The sequence below is a fragment of the Hyphomicrobium denitrificans 1NES1 genome, assembly GCF_000230975.2.
GTDB lineage: Bacteria > Pseudomonadota > Alphaproteobacteria > Rhizobiales > Hyphomicrobiaceae > Hyphomicrobium_B > Hyphomicrobium_B denitrificans_A.
In genome coordinates this window covers 2994014-3012123 of the sequence record NC_021172.1, presented here as the reverse complement: position 1 = coordinate 3012123, position 18110 = coordinate 2994014, and the positions used below count along the sequence as shown (strand labels likewise).

The 18110-nt window shown below is 59.6% G+C and carries 17 protein-coding genes; 11 read left to right on the top strand and 6 right to left on the bottom strand.

All coding sequences use genetic code 11. The features are described from left to right. Nucleotides 1-3 precede the first annotated feature (3 nt). The 4 genes from HYPDE_RS14385 to HYPDE_RS19405 form a co-directional block, all read right to left on the bottom strand. On the bottom strand, nt 4-357 hold the full coding sequence (locus HYPDE_RS14385; RefSeq protein WP_015599231.1) for a bactofilin family protein: 354 nt from the start codon (nt 355-357) through the stop codon (nt 4-6). 153 nt (nt 358-510) lie between these two features. Further along, nucleotides 511-708, bottom strand: a complete 198-nt coding sequence (locus HYPDE_RS14380; RefSeq protein ID WP_041320529.1) for a hypothetical protein — start codon at nt 706-708, stop codon at nt 511-513. Nucleotides 709-753: 45 nt separating this feature from the next. Next, on the bottom strand, nt 754-1644 hold the full coding sequence (locus HYPDE_RS14375; protein WP_015599228.1) for a dienelactone hydrolase family protein: 891 nt from the start codon (nt 1642-1644) through the stop codon (nt 754-756). Nucleotides 1645-1857: 213 nt separating this feature from the next. Next, on the bottom strand, nt 1858-2022 hold the full coding sequence (locus tag HYPDE_RS19405) for a hypothetical protein (RefSeq protein WP_015599227.1): 165 nt from the start codon (nt 2020-2022) through the stop codon (nt 1858-1860). A 475-nt stretch (nt 2023-2497) separates the two neighbouring features. Between HYPDE_RS19405 and HYPDE_RS14365 the strand changes: the two genes are divergently transcribed. Then, nucleotides 2498-3346, top strand: a complete 849-nt coding sequence (locus HYPDE_RS14365; RefSeq protein WP_015599226.1) for a fumarylacetoacetate hydrolase family protein — start codon at nt 2498-2500, stop codon at nt 3344-3346. Here the strand turns inward: HYPDE_RS14365 and HYPDE_RS14360 are convergent, their stop codons facing one another. Beyond that, nucleotides 3347-6682 carry a hypothetical protein gene (locus tag HYPDE_RS14360; RefSeq protein ID WP_015599225.1) on the bottom strand — a complete coding sequence of 1112 codons (3336 nt, stop codon included), beginning with the start codon at nt 6680-6682 and terminating at the stop codon, nt 3347-3349. It lies immediately after the preceding gene. A 323-nt stretch (nt 6683-7005) separates the two neighbouring features. Here HYPDE_RS14360 and HYPDE_RS14355 point away from each other — a divergent pair, with 323 nt between their 5' ends. The 6 genes from HYPDE_RS14355 (at nt 7006) to HYPDE_RS14330 (ending at nt 12902) form a co-directional block, all read left to right on the top strand. After that, a complete protein-coding gene (locus HYPDE_RS14355) occupies nt 7006-7497 on the top strand; it encodes a Fur family transcriptional regulator (protein ID WP_015599223.1) in 492 nt (163 codons plus the stop codon). Between the two features lie 38 nt (nt 7498-7535). Further along, the gene (locus tag HYPDE_RS14350; protein ID WP_244437662.1) at nt 7536-8390 is read left to right on the top strand and encodes an ATP-binding cassette domain-containing protein; all 855 of its coding nucleotides are present in this window, start codon (nt 7536-7538) and stop codon (nt 8388-8390) included. After that, nucleotides 8391-9194, top strand: a complete 804-nt coding sequence (locus tag HYPDE_RS14345) for a metal ABC transporter permease (protein ID WP_015599221.1) — start codon at nt 8391-8393, stop codon at nt 9192-9194. It abuts the gene before it with no gap. Between the two features lie 33 nt (nt 9195-9227). Then, entirely contained in the window at nt 9228-10493 is a 1266-nt protein-coding gene (ispG, locus tag HYPDE_RS14340) for a flavodoxin-dependent (E)-4-hydroxy-3-methylbut-2-enyl-diphosphate synthase (RefSeq protein WP_015599220.1), read from the top strand. A 220-nt stretch (nt 10494-10713) separates the two neighbouring features. After that, a complete protein-coding gene (locus tag HYPDE_RS14335; protein ID WP_041320525.1) occupies nt 10714-12036 on the top strand; it encodes a flavin-containing monooxygenase in 1323 nt (440 codons plus the stop codon). A 179-nt stretch (nt 12037-12215) separates the two neighbouring features. Then, nucleotides 12216-12902, top strand: a complete 687-nt coding sequence (locus tag HYPDE_RS14330) for an outer membrane protein (RefSeq protein WP_015599218.1) — start codon at nt 12216-12218, stop codon at nt 12900-12902. Between the two features lie 27 nt (nt 12903-12929). Here the strand turns inward: HYPDE_RS14330 and HYPDE_RS14325 are convergent, their stop codons facing one another. Then, nucleotides 12930-13835: a polyprenyl synthetase family protein gene (locus HYPDE_RS14325; RefSeq protein ID WP_015599217.1), complete on the bottom strand. Its 906-nt coding sequence runs from the start codon at nt 13833-13835 to the stop codon at nt 12930-12932. 597 nt (nt 13836-14432) lie between these two features. Between HYPDE_RS14325 and mtgA the strand changes: the two genes are divergently transcribed. The 4 genes from mtgA (at nt 14433) to HYPDE_RS14305 (ending at nt 18097) form a co-directional block, all read left to right on the top strand. Further along, nucleotides 14433-15233, top strand: coding sequence for a monofunctional biosynthetic peptidoglycan transglycosylase (gene mtgA, locus HYPDE_RS19635; protein ID WP_244437661.1), 801 nt, complete (start codon nt 14433-14435; stop codon nt 15231-15233). A 194-nt stretch (nt 15234-15427) separates the two neighbouring features. Continuing rightward, complete coding sequence (rpmF, locus tag HYPDE_RS14315; protein ID WP_015599215.1) at nt 15428-15613, top strand: 50S ribosomal protein L32; 186 nt, start codon at nt 15428-15430, stop codon at nt 15611-15613. Between the two features lie 148 nt (nt 15614-15761). Further along, nucleotides 15762-16166 (top strand): hypothetical protein, encoded by a 405-nt coding sequence (locus HYPDE_RS14310; RefSeq protein WP_015599214.1) that lies wholly within the window; start codon nt 15762-15764, stop codon nt 16164-16166. A gap of 212 nt (nt 16167-16378) precedes the next feature. Continuing rightward, the gene (locus HYPDE_RS14305) at nt 16379-18097 is read left to right on the top strand and encodes a bifunctional diguanylate cyclase/phosphodiesterase (RefSeq protein ID WP_015599213.1); all 1719 of its coding nucleotides are present in this window, start codon (nt 16379-16381) and stop codon (nt 18095-18097) included. Nucleotides 18098-18110 lie beyond the last annotated feature (13 nt).

Below are 18110 nucleotides of genomic sequence, written 5' to 3'. Positions count from 1 at the left end.
TGGCTACGTCGCCAGCTGCAGCGGGTTGGAGTGACGCCGCGATTTTCCCTCGAAATAGCAGCCATCCTCGAGCGAGAGATGCTTGTGAAAAATGTTCGCAGCGACGGATGACGCTTTTTTCAACGTCAAATGGTTCGCGAATATTTCGCCCGAGACCTCCCCAAGCACTGTGACGGCATCGGCGACGACCGCGCCGTCAACAATGCCACGCTCGGAGATGATAACCGACGCGCAGCGAACGTCACCGAGTACGGTGCCTTCGATGATCAGCGGTCCGGGAAAGTCGAGAGCGCCTTCGATAGTGGCTTTACGGGGAATGGTCAGGGTAGCGGGCAAGGGGCGGCTTGCATTATTCATTGATATGCACTCGGACCTGATATGTGTCATCCCGCTCGTCGCAACTGTCGTTTCAATCCGTGGCGAGATTCAGGCTCGGGGTATGGCAGAAATTGCAAATAAGCCGAGTGAGGCGGCGACGGCGTTTGCGATGTGCTCGCCGCTTCGCTTACCTCACTGGTCGCCGGAAAGCCTTTCGCGCTCTTTCAATAGAGCGGCCAGTTGAGCTTCCTGGTGCGCGATACGTTCGGATGTAAGTCCTTCGTCGGCCGCACCGGAAAAGGCGGCGGCTTGTTCGACAAGCTCTCGAATGTTGTCGCGGACCATGGCAATCCGCTTGTCGATCTCTATAAGATCAGCAGGGTCGGCCATCGGATATCCCCTTTCCGGTGCGAGCATTCTGCAGGGATGGCCATCTCAGTCGAGGACTTTCCATCTCTTGAACCAATTCGCCACCTGCTGCCAGGCGTCCTCGGCGGCTTCCTTATTGTAGCTTGGACGATAATCCGCATGGAAGCCGTGCTCGGCGCCTGGGTAAATTTTGAATTCGGCGGTCTTTCCCGCGGCTGCAAGGGCGGCCTTCATCTGTTCGACCTGAGCCGGCGGAATACCCTGATCTTCTGCGCCATAGAGCCCGAGCACGGGAGCCTTCATTTCTGGCGCGAGTTCTAGCGGGCTTTTCGGCCAAATCCGCTTCTGCGCGGTGGGATCGATCAGCGTCCCATAGAACGCGACACCTGCTTTTACCTCATCGCTCGCGACGCAATATTCCCAGACGGTTCGCCCGCCGCGGCAAAATCCGATGATGCCGACCCGGTTCTTGTCCCCTCCCTGGCCTTCGGCCCAGCGAACGGCGGCATTGAGGTCGGAGATCAGCTCTGCATCCGGCTTCGCATTCACGAGAGGCATCAGCTTACGGATATCGCCGACGCTGGCGAGCTGTCCCTGCCGAAAGTAATAGTCAGGCGCGACAGCAAGCGCACCGAGCTTGCCGAGGCGGCGCGTCACGTCCTTGATGTACTCGTGCAGTCCGAAGATTTCCATTGCGACCAAAACGATCGGCGGCTTTGCGCGATTGGCAGGCCGCGCGAAGTACAGAGGCATCTCGCCGCCGTCGACCTTGACACGAGCCATGCCGGCATCAAGCCCATTGGTGCCCGTCTTGATTGCCGCCGCACGCACGGGTCCCGCCGCCAGCGTGTAACCCGCGGCGACCGCTGCGGATGCGCTCATGAAGTCGCGCCGCGAAAGGGGAGGCTTCTTGGTTAGGCCGGAGATATCAGAAGCGAGGCGTTGCCGAGCCGTCATGAATTGCTCCACCCTTAAGGATCATCGCATAAGGATAGCAACGCGACAGCGTCCTGTCAGGCAGCAAAGCCGATTAAGATGCGCCCCAAGTTTCGTGAATCTTCTGCCGATGATCGAGCGAACTGTCGGCGTGATGAGGCGGAATCCATGTGCGCAAAAAAAGAGGCGATGGGCTTTCGCGCACCGCCTCGAGAAACTCAAACCGGAGTAGTCTTATTTCTTGACGCAGGTTTTGGTGGTCTTGTCCCACTTCATGTCTTTCGCCTTTTTGCATTCTGCTTTCGTCTTCGGCGCGTCGGCGGCGTTGGCGACAATCGGAGCCGAAAAAGCAACCAGCACGCCGGTGAGGACCGCGCCACGCACAATCTTGGAAATCATCTGTATTTCTCCTTCACGTTTCCTAGGTGTGTTGTTTCCTAGGCCCCGCTAGATACTCCAAGGATGTTGGTCGGTTTCTTACGGCGCATATACTTTTCCGTAAGGTCGGCGCATCGGCACCGGACAATATTTTTTTCGTCCGGTACCCGATGAAAATCGTCATCATGCGGATTAGAAAAAAACAAAATTTCGCCAAAAGCGATTTGCTCGCCGAATATTCAGCGTTCAATCGAAGACCGACGCAAAGCCCTGGGCTTGGAGTACCTAATTTCCTGCAGCGATCTTTCAACCTTCTCTCAGAAACGACAGCCAGTGCCTTCCTGCGCGGATAAGTCCGAATTTGCGGGGGTCGGAGAACGTCCCGCAGCGATTGTTGCATCTCTGAGCATCGTTTAAGAGACGGGGCGATATAAGCGCCTTACCACCGTGCCTTCACTCGCGGGACGGGCGCGAGCCTAGGGGAATAACAGAAACAATGAAGCTCGTTCGATTTGGCGCACCGGGCGCGGAAAAGCCTGGCATCCTGGACCGTAACGGAAACGTTCGTGACCTCTCCGGGCATATTCCCGATTTGTCCGGTGCCCATCTGGCGCCCGCGGCGCTTGCTAAGCTTGCCGCCATCGATCCGGCATCGCTGCCGAAGGCACCGGAAGGCGTTCGCCTTGGCCCTCCAGTCGCCGGCACTCACAACTTCATTGCGATTGGCCTCAACTACGCCGACCACGCCAAGGAGACGGGTCAGGAGATCCCGACCGAGCCCATCCTCTTCAACAAGGCGACGACGTCGATTTGCGGCCCCGACGATGACGTGATGATCCCGCGCAATTCACGGCACACGGACTGGGAGTGCGAGATCGCGTTTGTCATCGGCGCCCGCGCGCGCTACGTCGAAGCGAAAGACTGGGCGAAGTACATTGCCGGCTACTGCATCTGCAATGACGTCTCGGAGCGGAGCTTCCAGAGCAAACGTGGTGGCCAGTGGGTGAAAGGCAAATCAGCGGAAACGTTCGGGCCGATCGGGCCTTGGCTGGTGACACCGGATGAAATCGCAGATGTCGGTAATCTCGCGATGTCGCTCGACGTGAACGGAGTCCGCAAGCAGACCGGCTCGACCGCGACGATGATTTTCAAAATCCCGGATCTGCTCGCCTACGTCACCGAGTTCATGGTCCTCGAACCCGGCGACATCATAACGACCGGAACGCCGCCCGGCGTCGGCACGGCGCGCAAGCCGAAAGAGTTCCTCAATCCCGGCGACGTCGTGGAACTCAAGATCGATGGCCTCGGCACGCAGCGCCAAAAGGTCGTCCCGTTCGCGCTCTGATCAAACGTCGCCGTCGTTCGACGGCTCGTCACGGTCGATCGGGCGATTGAAGAAATTGCGGAAATCCGTTCCAGACCGCACGGCGAGCCGTTTTCGGATTTCATCCCATGATTGGGGATTGTCGAGATCCAGCCTGCCGAGCGCGTCGCGCACGGACCTGAGTTGATCCTTGAGCTGTTGCTCGCCGTCGACGAGACCGTCATCCGGTCGGGCAGCCGCTTCAAGCTCTTCGATCAAGTAGCTGACGAGACCTGTTTCCGGAAACAGCATGTAAAGGGGGAGGTCATCACGAACGCGACCGTCGACCCCTTCAAGCAGCGACAACTTACGCTCGTCGCCACCGGTCTCGCTCCGAAGTCCCGAAAAAACTTCGCTGAGAATGCGATCCTGATCGTTCTGGAATTCACGCAGCAGAAAACCGAGATTCTCGTTCTTCTTGCTATGCGAGTTGAGCGTCTTCCAAGCCTCCAATATCGCATCGCGCGATTGCGGGAGGCTCAGCCGCTTGTCGACGATATCGGACCCGAGATGAACGGCTTCGAGCAGAGTTTCCCGATAGTACGCGATGAGCTGCGCGCGCTCCTCGTCCGATAATGGACTGATGCGCGGCAGAGCGGGCCTGGGTTTCTCAAGCTCGCGGGGATGCGGTTCGAATTGAAGCTCGGGCTGGATCGCGTGCAGCGCTCCGCCATCGATGGCGCGTTGATCCTTGAATCCCTCGGCACGTGCGCGCTCCAGCCGATATTGCCGAGATTCCGGCGCCGTCGCCCTGATCGTCAAAAGGGTCTCGTAAAGCGTTGGGCGAATGTAATAGCGGTCCGCGATCTTGAGGTCCGGCGCCACGGCCTTGACGGCCGAACCCGCGTTCATCACCCGGCGCACGATGCGCGCGTCGTGATCATTGGAAATGTCGGTCAGCGTCACCATGGACGTGAAGCCTTCCGTTTCGCGGATCGGCTCCAGCGTGTTCAGCACGATTTCGGAATGTTCGCGCGGATGGGGAGCCAGCGCGGCCGAGACGAGCTGATCGAGGCGCGCTCGATCCTTCGCTGACGCATCTGTCTTGAACTGCCTATCGACGACGCTGGAAAGGTATTCGCGAAGTTCGCTGCGCACCCGATAGCGTTCAGGATCGTGGCTGATGGTTTCGACCGCGCCGATGTCGGCGCCGGCCGTCAGCACCATGCGCACACGATCCGCCTGCGAGCGCTCCATGGCGCTTAAATCGGCAAGCGCCGAAAAGCCGTCCTGGTTGGTGATCGGCCTGAAGGCCGTCAGTGTCTGCCAAGCCGTCTCGTAAGGATGTGCGCCAAGCGCGGCATTGATCGTCGCTTCGAGCTGAGAACCGGAGCGTGACCTGAAACTCGGAATATCCGACAGCGGCGAGCGGACGGCATTGGCGCCGAAAAGTCCGGACATGAAGATGAGACCGTCCAATCCGATCGCAATTGCAAGCGCCAGGTATGCCAGCCGGTTGCCATCCTGGAACGCGTTGAGCGTCACGACGAAGCGATGCGCCTTGTCATCGCGCGACAGCTCAATGCGATTGATCTTCGAGCGAAGTGCCGCGGTATCGTTGCTCGGCAAGGCGCTATCCGACAGGCACCGCCGCGCGAAGGCGAACAAATCGTCGGTCGACTTGTTCTCGACGAGCCTGTCGCCGCCGACGCAAGTATCTTGAAAAACCTTGGTGCCGGACTGCAGCGCAAAAAGCCCGGACGCCGCATCTGAGACCGCTTTTGGATCGCAGTCGATACCATTGAGAAGGGGCTTCGTCTCCGGCGTTGCCGACAATGCGCCGTAGATGTCGTTGCAGAACCTCTGAACGGCGGCGAGGCGGCCTGTGCTGGGATCGGCGCGGAACTCCGACTTGGAGCGGTCGAACGCCGGCATGATCTTCGAAGGATCGATTTTCGGCCCGCTGTCATCCTTCGCCGTATCGTCGGTCAGCGCAATGCGTTGTTTGGCCGTCTCGGCTTCGCCCTTATACTTCGCGAGATCGCCGTCGAGCGTTGCAAGCTCCGTATCGATGGCAGTTAACCGCGACTCGACCGTGTTGAGGCGCTTCTGCGCGTCCTTCATGCGTTCGCCCGCGATCTGCGCGGCGCCTTGCAGCATCGCGAGTTCGCTCATGCGCTGCCGATAGATAGGTCCGCGGCCCGCTTTCAAAGTGCCCTCGACACCTTTGTCTTCCGCGAGCGCTTCGACGCGCTTGGCGTCGACGTCCTTCATCTTGGCGTCGTATTCCGCTTTCTTCGTCGCGTAGTCGGCAGCAAGCTCGGGACGCTGGGCTGCAAGCCGGGATTTCTCATCTGTCAGCGATGTCTTGCGCCCGGCGAGGCCCGCCTGACCGGCCTCGGCCGACGCGATCCGTTCCTGCTGCTCCTTGACGGCTCGACTGCGCTCTTCGATCTGCGCATTGACATAGCGTTCGATCGCGCCTTGCGATTGGGTCGCGGCTTCGGTGATGGCATCGAGCTGATGCTCATAGTCCTTCCAGGCTTCGGTCGTGAAAATCTCTGCCGCGAGACTGCTGCTGCGCGTGCCAAGCGCCTGTTCAATATCGGAAAGAATGCCCGAAACCTGGTTCTGGGCGCGAAGTTCGGCGGCGCGGACGCGTTCGGATTGCGGGAAGATCGCAGTAAAGAAGCTGTCGAACGAGAAAAAGACGCTCGTCGCCATGCAGGCGAGAAACATCAGCCACAGCATCGAATTGCGGATGATGACCCGCACGACTTGAAGGTATGGGCGCACCAGATCGTTGGCGGCATAGAGAGCAAACAGCGAGACCATCAGCAGGCCCGCGCCGAGCATCAGGAACTTGTCGCCGGCGTTCGCCCAGCCGAGATTCTCGACGTTCGCGTGCTTGACGTCGGTCTGGCCGGTCCACTGCAGGAACAGCACGAACCCGGTGATGAAAAGAAGAAGGCCGATGAAGCTACCGAGCCACGGCTGCATAGCGGCGCTGACGAGGGATGATGTCCCGGGACGGGCGCGTGCGTTCATCCCCGTCGCAAAGCTCTCGCCGATCAGCCACGCGACGATCAGCATGATGCCCTGGATGCCGAACGTCACCATGCCGGAGAGCAGCGGCTCGCCGGTGAAATTGTACATTCCTTCCCAAGTTCGCCATCCGGCGGCCGCCGAGAGGACGATGCCGGTCGTGCCGAGGAGCGCCAGCCGCCAATTCGTGAAAACCGTTTCCTCGATAGTGTCGCGCAGACGCCGGGCGACGCGTGTGCGGAGCAGAAGCGCGAAGACGGAAATGAGGAAGATCGCAGTACCAAGAGGGCGGGCGTTCTCGGCCAACTTGTCGATCAGAAACTTGACGTCCATCGGGGGCACGTTTCCCAGCTATCGCATCGGCGAATCAATGAGGCACAACTCGTCATGTTTGCGCGGAGGACGCGGCCGATTGGCGGCAGGCCGGGTCGAATTTGGCTCCCCAAGCAAAAAATCCCGGAATTTGCGGCCAGCGGGGAAGGGCGCCGGAGCAGGATGTGGTCAATTTCGGGACAAGATCAAGTTGCGACGCGGAAAAAGCATCCAGAGAGCTTGAACGGAATAGCCGCCAGTCACGACATGTTATATTGTCCGCGCGCCCAAAACGGCCATTGTGGCCGAATTCACCCGGGGCGGCGCGGTCCAGAGGACTGTTCATGACGGCAAATTCAGGCGAAGAGCAACGCATACGGGACAAGGTCAAGCTGTCCGTTGACCAGGCCACCGCAATCTTTGCCGAAAAGAACCTTCGGTTTACGGACCTTCGCCGCAAGGTGTTCGAGGAAATCGCCTCAACCCAGGCGAGCGTCGGCGCATATGAGGTCTTGGATCGCCTCGCGAAGAAGGGCACACGGCTTGCACCCATCTCGATTTACCGGGCACTCGACGCGCTTCTCGAAGCAGGTGTCGTCCATCGTCTTGAGAGCAAGAACGCTTATTTCGCGTGCCGGCAACTTCACCGTCCGCGAACGGGCAAACGCCCGATGTTCCTGAGTTGCGAGAAGTGCGGCACCGTTCAGGAAGTCGACGGCGACGACATTTTTCGCGCGATCGACGCCGCCGCCCACGGAGCAAAATTCGAGCCGCGCGTGCGGTTCGCTGAAGTCTCCGGAACCTGTCACGAGTGCGCGGCGCGTCGCAAAGTTTGAGTTCGGCCTTCGCGCCGGCTGGAGAGATCCTTTTGTCTTTGTCCCAACAGAATGGACACGCATCCCCGCACCCCGCCGCGAGCTGTGGCCATGGTCAGAGCCATGATCGCGATGCCGCTCCGGCCGAGGACGCTCTCATCTCGGCACGCGGTCTTTGGCTCCGCCGCGGCGGTCGCGACATCGTTGCGGGCGTGGATCTTGACGTCCGGCGCGGCGAGATCGTCACGCTGATCGGACCCAACGGCGCGGGCAAGACGACGCTGGTGAGACTTGTTCTTGGTATCGAGAAGCCCGATAGCGGCTTGATCGTACGCCCGGCTTCGACCCGCATCGGCTATGTTCCGCAGCGCTTCGAGGTCGACGCGGCGATCCCGATGACGGTCCAGGGATTCCTCGGCCTTGGCGGTTCGGCATCAACGAAAGAGATGGGGAGCGCCCTGGACGAGGTCGGCGCACGTCGGATCGAGCACCAGCAATTATCGAAGCTTTCGGGCGGCGAGACGCAGCGCGTGTTGATTGCGCGGGCACTGTTGCGCCAGCCAAATCTGCTGATCCTTGACGAGCCTGCGAGCGGCGTCGATTTCGCGGGCGAGGCCGAACTCTATGAATTGGTCGAAAAGCTCCGTGACGAGCGTGATCTCGGTGTTCTGCTCGTTTCGCACGACCTCCACGTCGTGATGGCGAAAAGCGACCGGGTTATCTGCCTGAATGGTCACGTCTGCTGCTCGGGCGAACCGGAGCATGTGTCTCAGCACACCGAATATGCCCGCATCTTCGGACAGCAGGGGGCCGCAGCGTTGAGCGTCTACCGGCACCATCACGATCATGCTCACGATTTGACCGGAGAACCGAAACCTCTGGGCGCCGACGATACGCACGGACGAGGCTCCTGAGTGCTGTCCTGGCCTGAGCCGTTCGTCTGGCGCGCATTTTTGGCAGCCGTCGGTCTCGCGGTGATCGCGGCGCCGCTCGGCTGCATCGTCGTATGGCGAAGGATGTCCTACGTCGGCGAGACGCTCGCACAAGCCGGTCTTTTGGGTGTGGCGCTGGGCCTTGCCTTGAAAATCGACCTGACACTCGCCGTCGTCGTTGCAGCAGTTGCGGCCGTCGGTGTGCTGACGTTGCTCGGCCGCCAGCGTGTGGTCCCGCTGGATTCTGCGCTCGGCTTGACGCACCACGCCACGCTGGCTCTGGGCATTGTCGCCATCGCGTTGGCGAAGGGGCCGGGCATCGATCTGATGAGCTATCTCTTCGGCGATGTTTTCGCTGTGACCTCGACCGACTTGATATGGGTCTACGCAGGCGGAGCGGTGGTTCTGGCGGCAATTTTTTACCTTTGGGAGCCGCTCGTCCGGCTCTCCTTGCACGAAGATCTGGCGACCGCAGAGGGGATCAATCCACGACTGCCGCGCGCCGCGTTCGATCTTTTGCTTGCCCTCGTCATTGCCGTCGCGATGAAGATCGTCGGAGTTTTGCTCGTCATGGCATTTTTGGTCGTTCCCGCTGTTGCGGCCCGGCCGTTGTCGGGAACCCCGATCCGCATGGCCTTGCTCGCCGCGGCAATCGCGGTCGCCAGCACGATTTTCGGGTTTTGGCTGTCCCTTTCCAGCGATTTGCCGGGGGGGCCGAGCATCGTCATCGCGATGTGCACTGTCGCGGCCATATCCCTTCTGGCGGGAAGCCGCAGACAAGGCTAGAACGTCGCCATTGGGGCATTGAGAGGATTTCTGATGTCGCTCGGCGACAGCATCACGATGAAGCCGCGTCATGAAACTGTCGCGGTCAACGTTGGCGGCGTTACCGTTGGCGGTGGCGCGCCTGTTGTCGTCCAATCGATGACGAACACCGATACCGCCGACGTCGCATCGACGGTCAAGCAGGTCGCTGACTTGGCGCGCACCGGCTCCGAGCTCGTCCGCATCACGGTCGATCGCGATGAAGCTGCGAAAGCCGTCCCGCACATTCGCGACCAGTTGCACAAGCGCGGCGTGACCGTGCCGCTTATCGGCGACTTTCACTACATCGGACACAAGCTGCTCGGCGACAATCCGGACTGCGCCGAAGCGCTCGACAAGTATCGGATCAATCCCGGCAATGTCGGCTTCAAGGATAAACGCGACCGCCAGTTCGGTGCGATCATCGAGACGGCGTTACGTCATGGCAAGCCGGTGCGCATCGGCGTCAATTGGGGTTCGCTCGACGCCGAGCTTCTCACCCATTTGATGGACGAGAACGCGAAGGCTGCAGATCCGAAACCGGCCCGCGCCGTTATGCACGAGGCAATGGTGCAATCGGCACTGCTATCTGCCGAGCGTGCCGAGGAAATGGGTCTCGGTGCCGATCGCATCATCGTGTCCGGCAAAGTCTCGTCCGTGCAGGATCTGATCGCCGTTTATCACATGCTCGCTGAGCGCAGCCGGTATGCGCTGCACCTAGGATTGACCGAAGCGGGTATGGGATCGAAAGGCATCGTCGCGTCATCCGCCGCCATCGGCATTCTGCTGCAGAATGGCATCGGCGATACGATCCGGTTTTCCCTGACGCCGGAACCGGGCGGCGATCGCACCCAGGAGGTTCGCACCGCGCAGGAATTGCTGCAGACAATGGGCTTGAGATCCTTCGTCCCTGTCGTCGCGGCTTGCCCCGGTTGCGGGCGGACGACGTCGACCGTGTTCCAGGAGCTTGCGCGTGACATACAGGACATGATCCGCGACCGCATGCCGGACTGGAAAACGCAGTATCCGGGCGTCGAAACGCTGAACTTTGCAGTCATGGGCTGCATCGTGAACGGTCCGGGCGAGAGCAAGCACGCCGATGTGGGAATTTCGTTGCCGGGCACCGGGGAATCCCCGGCAGCGCCCGTCTTCATCGACGGCAAGAAGGCGATGACACTCCGTGGACCCAACATCGCCACCGAGTTCAAAGCCATTGTCGAGGACTACATCGCTCGCCGTTTTGCCAACCCCGCCATGGCAAAAAGCGACGCTGCCGAATAGTCCCGCCCGGGAGGTCTAAATTACAATTTATAATTCAAGGCGTTAATCCGCATTAACGATTTCCGGATCGTGGTTTGCGACTATCCTTCGCTCGCGCCGGTTTCTCAGCCGCGCTAAGTGGTAGTCGACGATTACCACTTCTGAAGATGAACCCTCGGAGCCCATTGAGGTTTGCTAGAGGGTGCGTCTCGGCAAATGGCCACGAAGGATCTCATTCGGAATGAGTGACAGAAGCAGCACCTCCGAACGCCACCTCGTTATCGGCGCCGGTCCGATCGGGCTTGCGATGGGCGCCGCATTAAAGCGCCGGGGTATCCCATTCGATATCGTGGATGTCGGATCGGGCGTTGGAGGCAACTGGCTGCACGGCGTTTATCGTTCCGCGCATATCGTCTCGTCCCGGAAGGCGACCGAATACGCCGACTATCCGATGCCCGAATATTTTCCGGACTTCCCCTCCGCCGATCAGATGCTCGCCTATCTTACCGCATTCGCGGAGGATCGTGGGCTTCTGCCGCACTGTGAGTTCAACAAAAAAGTATCCTCCGTCGTATCCGAAGACGCTAGTCATTGGACGGTGACATTCGCGGACGGCGAAACGCGAACTTACAAAGGCGTCGTCGTCTGCAACGGCCATCATTGGGATAAACGTTATCCTGAGTTGCGCGGCACGTTCACCGGCGAAATTCTCCATTCGAAGGATTATCGCGACGTCTCGCAGGTCGAGGGCAAGCGCGTGCTCGTCATCGGTGGCGGCAATTCCGGCGTTGACATGGCGTGCGATGCTGGCCGCTTCGGCAAAAGCTGCGACATCAGCCTGAAGTCCGGTTATTGGTATTTGCCAAAGACATTTCTCGGCCGCCCACTGACCGACGTCCCAATTTGGGGCCTGCCGATCTTCATGCAGCGCGCAATTCTAAGGACGATCGTCAAATTGAGTATCGGCGATTATCGCCGCTACGGGCTGCAGCGTCCGAACCACAAATTGTTCGATCGTCATCCGGCATTCGGAACGGATCTTTTGGGTGCAATTCGCCTTGGACGCGTGAAACCGCATCCTGCGATCGATCATGTCGACGGAAAGACGGTGACATTCGTTGACGGCTCGACCGGCACATACGACCTGATCATCGCCGCAACCGGTTTCTACACTTCGTTTCCGTTTCTTCCCGACGGACTCATCAAGGTCAAAGACAACGTCGTGCAAGTCTATGGCGGCGCGTTCCCGGCTGGAATCCGCGGTCTTTATATTGTCGGATGGGCGCAAGCGCGGAACGGCTTCGGCCGTCTCATAACGCCGCTCTCCGATCTTTACGCGCGCTTGATCGCGATGCAGGACGAGTTGGAGTTTCCGATTGGCACACTGATGGAGCAATCATTCACACAACGTTTGCCGACGACGCATCTCGTCGATCCCGAAAAAACACGGCGCGAAATCCGCTTGGCGCATTGGGTTCTGCCTCTGCTGAAGCTGCGCGACAGACGAATGGCTCGAAAGGAGGCATTTGCAGCGGAAAAGGGCCGCATCCCCGTAAGGGCTTAGTGCTGCGAAATGGAAAAGCCTTATCTAAAGGCCCCACAATAATGCTCACGGAATAGCAATTATTTTCCCTCATAGCAGCCATCTGTTTCGAGCATCGAAATCGCCCAATTGGAACCCTACATTTCGATAGGCGTTGATGCGGGCAACAAGCCCATGAGGCTGTTCTTACGGGGTAAAAAATGAAAGCGTCTAAGTTAAAGCCGGTGCTGCTTGCCAGCGCGACGATCATGGCTGCTGCGACCGGCAGCGCCTTTGCCGCGGATTTGGGACCGTATAAGCCGTACAACCCTCCGCCTGAGCCAGCCCCGATTTATCAACCTGCGATCTGGGACGGCGCATACATTGGTATCAACGGAGGCTACGGTTGGTCGAACGCGGACCCGACGGAGCCTGAGGGCGGATTTGGCGGCGGTCAGATCGGTTACAATTGGCAGCGGGATCGCATCGTTTTCGGTTTGGAAGGCGACTTCCAGGGCGCCGATATCAGCGGTCGAGCATCCGCGATTGATGGCAGTACCGCACGCAGCGACATGAATTGGTTCTCCACCGTTCGAGGCCGTCTCGGCTATGCCAGCGGGCCGTGGCTCTTCTACGCAACGGGCGGTCTTGCAATTGCCGATGTCGACAATCGGGTGAGCTTGGCCGGACCGGCTCCGACGACATTCCGCGATAGCGATACGTTGACGGGCTATGCCGTCGGCGGCGGTCTGGAATGGAAGTTCGCACAGAACTGGAGCGCCAAGGCTGAATACCTGTACCTCGGCTTGGGTGACTCCACGCTTCACAATGCCGATGGCGGCACCGACACGCTGCGCGTGAACAATGACGTTCAAACCGTGCGCGTCGGTCTCAACTATCACTTTTAAAGCAATGCGATTGAGCTGAGCCCCTGGTTAGCTGCCGCGACGTCCCATGTGGCGCGCGGCTTCGATCAGGGGCTCAGCTTTTGTGCCGAATGCATGCAACGCAGCGGTCGCTGCATCGATCGAGCGATCGAGATGCTCTCGCGCTTCCGGAATGCCTAGCAAACCGATAAGCGTCGCCTTGCCCGCGGCTGCATCCTTGCCTGTCGCTTTACCGACATCGGCCGCGGTACCTTCAGCATCGAGAAGATCGTCGCTGATCTGAAATGCCGAGCCGAGGTGCTCGCCATACGTCTTGAGCGCCGCTTTATCGCTCGCCGTGGCGCGTCCGAGAATAGCCCCCATTTCGCACGCCGCCGTGATCAGGCAGCCGGTCTTCATCGACTGCAGGCGCATGATATCGGCGATCGTCGCGGCGGGCTGCTCCGGCAGCCTCCCGGCGTCGAGATCGAGCATCTGGCCGCCGACCATTCCGATCGCGCCCGAAGCGACCGCAAGCGTGTGGGTCAGACCCGCCCGGACTTCGGCATCTTCATGCCGCCCCGGCTCGCTGATTAGCTCGAAGGCGAATGCCTGCAGAGCATCGCCGACGAGAATTGCGGTCCATTCGTCATAGGCCTTCCATACCGTAGGCCGGCCGCGCCTCAGTTCATCGTTGTCCATGGCGGGAAGGTCGTCATGGACCAGCGAATAGCAATGGATGCATTCGAGCGCCGCCGCGGCTGGGAGCGCCGCTTCACGCGTCACGCCGAAAAGCTTGGCGCTTTCGAAAACGAGGAATGGCCGAAACCGTTTTCCGCCGGCCAGGACAGCGTGGCGAAGCGCCTCCGCCAGGCGAGGGGGCGTCCCATTGGCCTGTTGTTCTGCCAGACATTCCGCGAGAAAAGCTTCTACAGCTGTTGCGGCATCGCCAAGCTGGGTAAGAAATTGTGACACTACCCCTCACCTTCCTCGTATGGCCCCGCCGGCACTCAACATGGCCATTGTTAGGTGTTACCGGCCGACGCGGTATCGCACTGCAATCGGCATAAGCAAAGCATGGATAGGTCGCAGGAGACATCAGAGCGAACTGCCGCGCCGCCTGCCGAGGCATCGGCGGAGGAGAGGCGATTGGCGTCGTGTGGGCAGGCGCTCGAGCCTGGCATCACGGGCGGCAGGTGTGAAGTGTTGGAGATAATGCCCCCGCGTCCCTTGCCGCCGATAGCATTTCGATATCGTTCCGAGCCTCCTCTCGAAGTCGCACCGCCGGCACCAATGCCGGCGCGCTTTTTCCAGCGTTCCGGCCCTGCTTTTGATCGACCACCCGCCGAACCGACGCGGCCCCGGGCAGAAGCCGGGGATCGACTTTCTGCAATCGACGCCGTGCTGTCTGAGATCGATGCTGAAGCTGCGGCGCGTTCCTTGACCGCCGTTGCAGGGCAGGCTCGGGAAACCCTCCAAAATCTCAATAGGTCTCAGCCTCAAACCTCGCCCGCCAGCGCAGCGACGCCCCCAAGCCTCGGGAGCCTGATCCCGGGTGCGCCGAGACTTGAAATGCCGTCGCGCCGGCAGGAGCTAGCGTTCACAGGGCTTCAGGCCGACGTCGCCATTCGTTCCGGCCCCGAGGACTTAGGAACCGGCTTCTCGGCGACGGAGGACGCGGGTTATCGCCCTATTGTGCGCCGGTTACTTCGGATCGTCGTGCGGGTTGCCGCAGGGTGGCTCACTGTTGTTCTGTTGCTGATGATCGCTTACCGCTTCGTCAATCCCCCGGCATCGATGCTCATGCTGCAGCAGTGGCTCTTCGGCCAAAAGATCGTGAATACCTGGGTGCCGATCGAGAAGATATCGCCGAACATCATTCGCGCCGTCATCGCGAGCGAAGACAGCCGGTTCTGTGAGCATCACGGCGTCGATTTCGAAGCCCTCATGGGAGCGGTCACAGAAGCCGGAACGGCGCGGGGTGCTAGTACAATCTCGATGCAGGTCGTGAAAAACCTCTTTCTCTGGTCGTCCAGGAGCTACGTACGCAAAGCCGTGGAGATGCCGCTGACGCTTGTCATGGAAATGCTTTGGCCCAAGCGGCGGATTATGGAGGTCTATCTCAATATCGCGGAGTGGGGCCCCGGTATCTTCGGTATAGAAGCTGCAGCCCAGTTCCGCTTCCATAAGCCGGCGAGCGGCCTCAGCGCCGGTGAGGCATCCCGGCTTGCCGTGGCCTTGCCCAATCCCAGGGTCCGAAACCCTGTAAAACCGGGCCCCGGCATGCAGCGTCTGGCCCGCATCGTCCAGATGCGCATGCGGTTGGCCTCGGCAGACCGGACGAGTTGCGTTCTGCCAAGACGTCGCAACTGAGACCCTTCCAGCCCGATTTTGCGACGGGGACTGGCGCTTCCCGTCTAATTTGCGTATAAGCCGCGCCCTGGGTTCTGAGCGTCGCCCAAGTCCGGCGTTGCCAGGCCAATAAGCAATCAATATAGCGTTCGGTATCCCCGCCGCGTATTCGGCGGCTCCGCAGCATTGGCGCGGGGGCAAATTGGAGCAAGACGATGGCAGTTCCGCGCAAGAAAATGTCCCCGATGAAGCGGGGTCAGCGGCGTTCTCATGACGCGCTGAAGGCTCCGGCCTATGTCGAGGACAAGGACAGCGGTGAGCGCCGCCGGCCGCACCATATCGACCTTAAGTCCGGCAAATACCGGGGCCGCCAGATCCTCCCTCCGGCGTCCGACGAATAGACACCGCTTCGATTGCCTTAAATTGGGCTAGGCTGGCGTCCTTGATGCCGGCCTTGTTGATTTTTGGACACGATCCCTTGCTTGGCAAATCAGAGCGAGCGTGCCAAAAAGCCGAGCACGCCCGGGCGTCAAATGTCAGGAGAGACTTATGTCGGTTAGAGCCATTCCGCTCTTGGTCCTCGCCTTCGTCCTCTACAACGCCATCGTTCTGACGTTGGGATCGGACGCCCTGACAAAAGAAATCTTCCACATCCAGCTCTTGAGCGGTGGCGATTGGCGGTTTACGTGGGGCGATTTCATCCTGCTCGTGACATTGGTTTTGCTCTTCATCGAAATTGTCAAATCGACCTTTACGACGACGTCGACGTTGATCGATCATGCGCTTTCGATGGTCGTGTTCATGGCGGTTGGTATCGAATTTCTCACAGTCCCGCAGGCGGCGACGTCCGTCTTCTTCCTGATTTTGATCGCGACAATGATTGACGTCATCGGCGGTTACACGATCGGTATTCGCGTGGCTCGCCGTGATCTCAATATTGGCGCCGACCAGTAATAACGGGGCACGGCTTTCAGTAAGGCCGTGCAGAAGCCGATCTAATTTCGTACAATACTTTAAGTGTTATTAGGTTATACTGTTTCGAGATCTGCTTTGTCGCGAGAATGCAACGATATTGAACTACGTTTGCGTGTTGCTCGCTGAGAAACCTGATTTGAGGTTGTGAATTGACTTCCCGGACCACCGTCCATGGACAAGGGAACGAGGGTGTGGCTGATCCGGACGCGGACCAGAAGCGCGACCCGTTGACTGAATCCGACGGTCTTGATCTCGTCGGCATCCTTTCATCGATCGAGGAGACCGCTTACGACTGGGACCTCGTCTCCGGCCGCCTTGAGTGGGAAAGTAATGCGGCTGCGATCCTCGGCGTCGCCGACTTGACCAAGATTTCGACGGGCGCAGCTTATCACGCCCTCATCGCACCCGAACATCTGAAGGACAGACTGGAAGTTTTTTCGCGTGGCGTCGCGACCGATCGCATCCGCGGGGTCCCCTACCGCGTCCAGTACCGGATAAGCCCCGGCGGTCCACGAAGCTGGAAGACGATCCGCGTCGAAGACCATGGCCGGTGGTGGCCGGGACCTGATGGTCACCCGATGCACGCCCGCGGCGTGATCAGGATCGTCCACGATCAATATCTCGAGCAACAGCGCCTGCTCGTTCGCAACGACTTCGACGAACTGACCGGACAACTCAATCGTATCCGCCTGACCGAGGCGCTGAGCGCCGTCCTGGCTCGTATCGAGCGCGAGCCTCAATCGTGCGGGTTTTTGATGGTGTCTGTAAATAACCTCGCGGTGATCAACGACACCTTCGGCATCTCGATCGGCGATGAAACTATTGCCGAAGTCGCGCGCCGCATCCGCGCCAAGCTGCGCGGGGGAGACATCATTGGCCGTTACTCTTCGAATAAATTCGGCATCATCATGATGAAGTGCGGACCCCGAGCGCTGCGCGTCGCCGCCGAGCGCTTCTTGAAGGCGGTCCGCGATTCGACGATCAAAACATCCGCCGGACAGCTATCAGCGACGATCTCGATCGGCGCCGTCGTTATTCCGGATCAGGCCAATGCGGTCCAGGACGCCGTGAACTTTGCCCTGCGCGCGCTCGATGCTGCGCGCTCGCAGCGGATCGATTGTTTCGTGCTTTACGAGCCGGTGCCGGGCGGGGAAACGGTCCGTGTGCGCAACAGGACGATCGCCAATAACGTGATCAGCGCGCTCGATGACAATCGCATGCGCCTCGTCCTGCAGCCGATGGTCTCGGCCAAGACCGGAAAGGCGGAAATATACGAATGTCTGCTCCGCATGGAGAGACCGGACGGGCAGCTCGTGTCGGCAGGCGAATTCGTTCCTGTCGCCGAGCAACTTGGACTTTCACGGCTGATCGACCGGCGAACGCTGGAACTGACGATCGCGCTTTTGAAAAAGCATCCGGATCTTGTGCTCTCGCTCAATGTATCGGGATTGACGTGCTCCGATAAGGAATGGATTGCCGCCCTTTGGCGCCTCACCGATGGGCGCAAAGATATTTTGAGCCGGCTAATCGTCGAGATTACGGAAACCGTTGCGATCGAGGATCTCGATCAGACGATCAACTTCGTCGATACGTTGAAAGAATTCGGCTGCCGCGTCGCGATCGACGACTTCGGCGCGGGTTACACGTCATTCAAGAATTTGAAGCTGCTCAACGTCGATATCGTCAAGATCGACGGCGTTTTCGTAAAGAATCTCGCGAACGACACAAGCGATCGGATCTTCATTAAGACGATGATAGACTTGGCAAGAATGTTCGGGATGGCAACGGTTGCTGAGTGGGTCGGTGACGAGCAGTCGGTCAAGCACTTGACCGAGGCCGGGATCGACTTCATGCAAGGGTTCTACTACGGCATGCCAATCGCCGCCGCCGAGTATGTATCGAAAGCCTGAACCGACCGTCGGA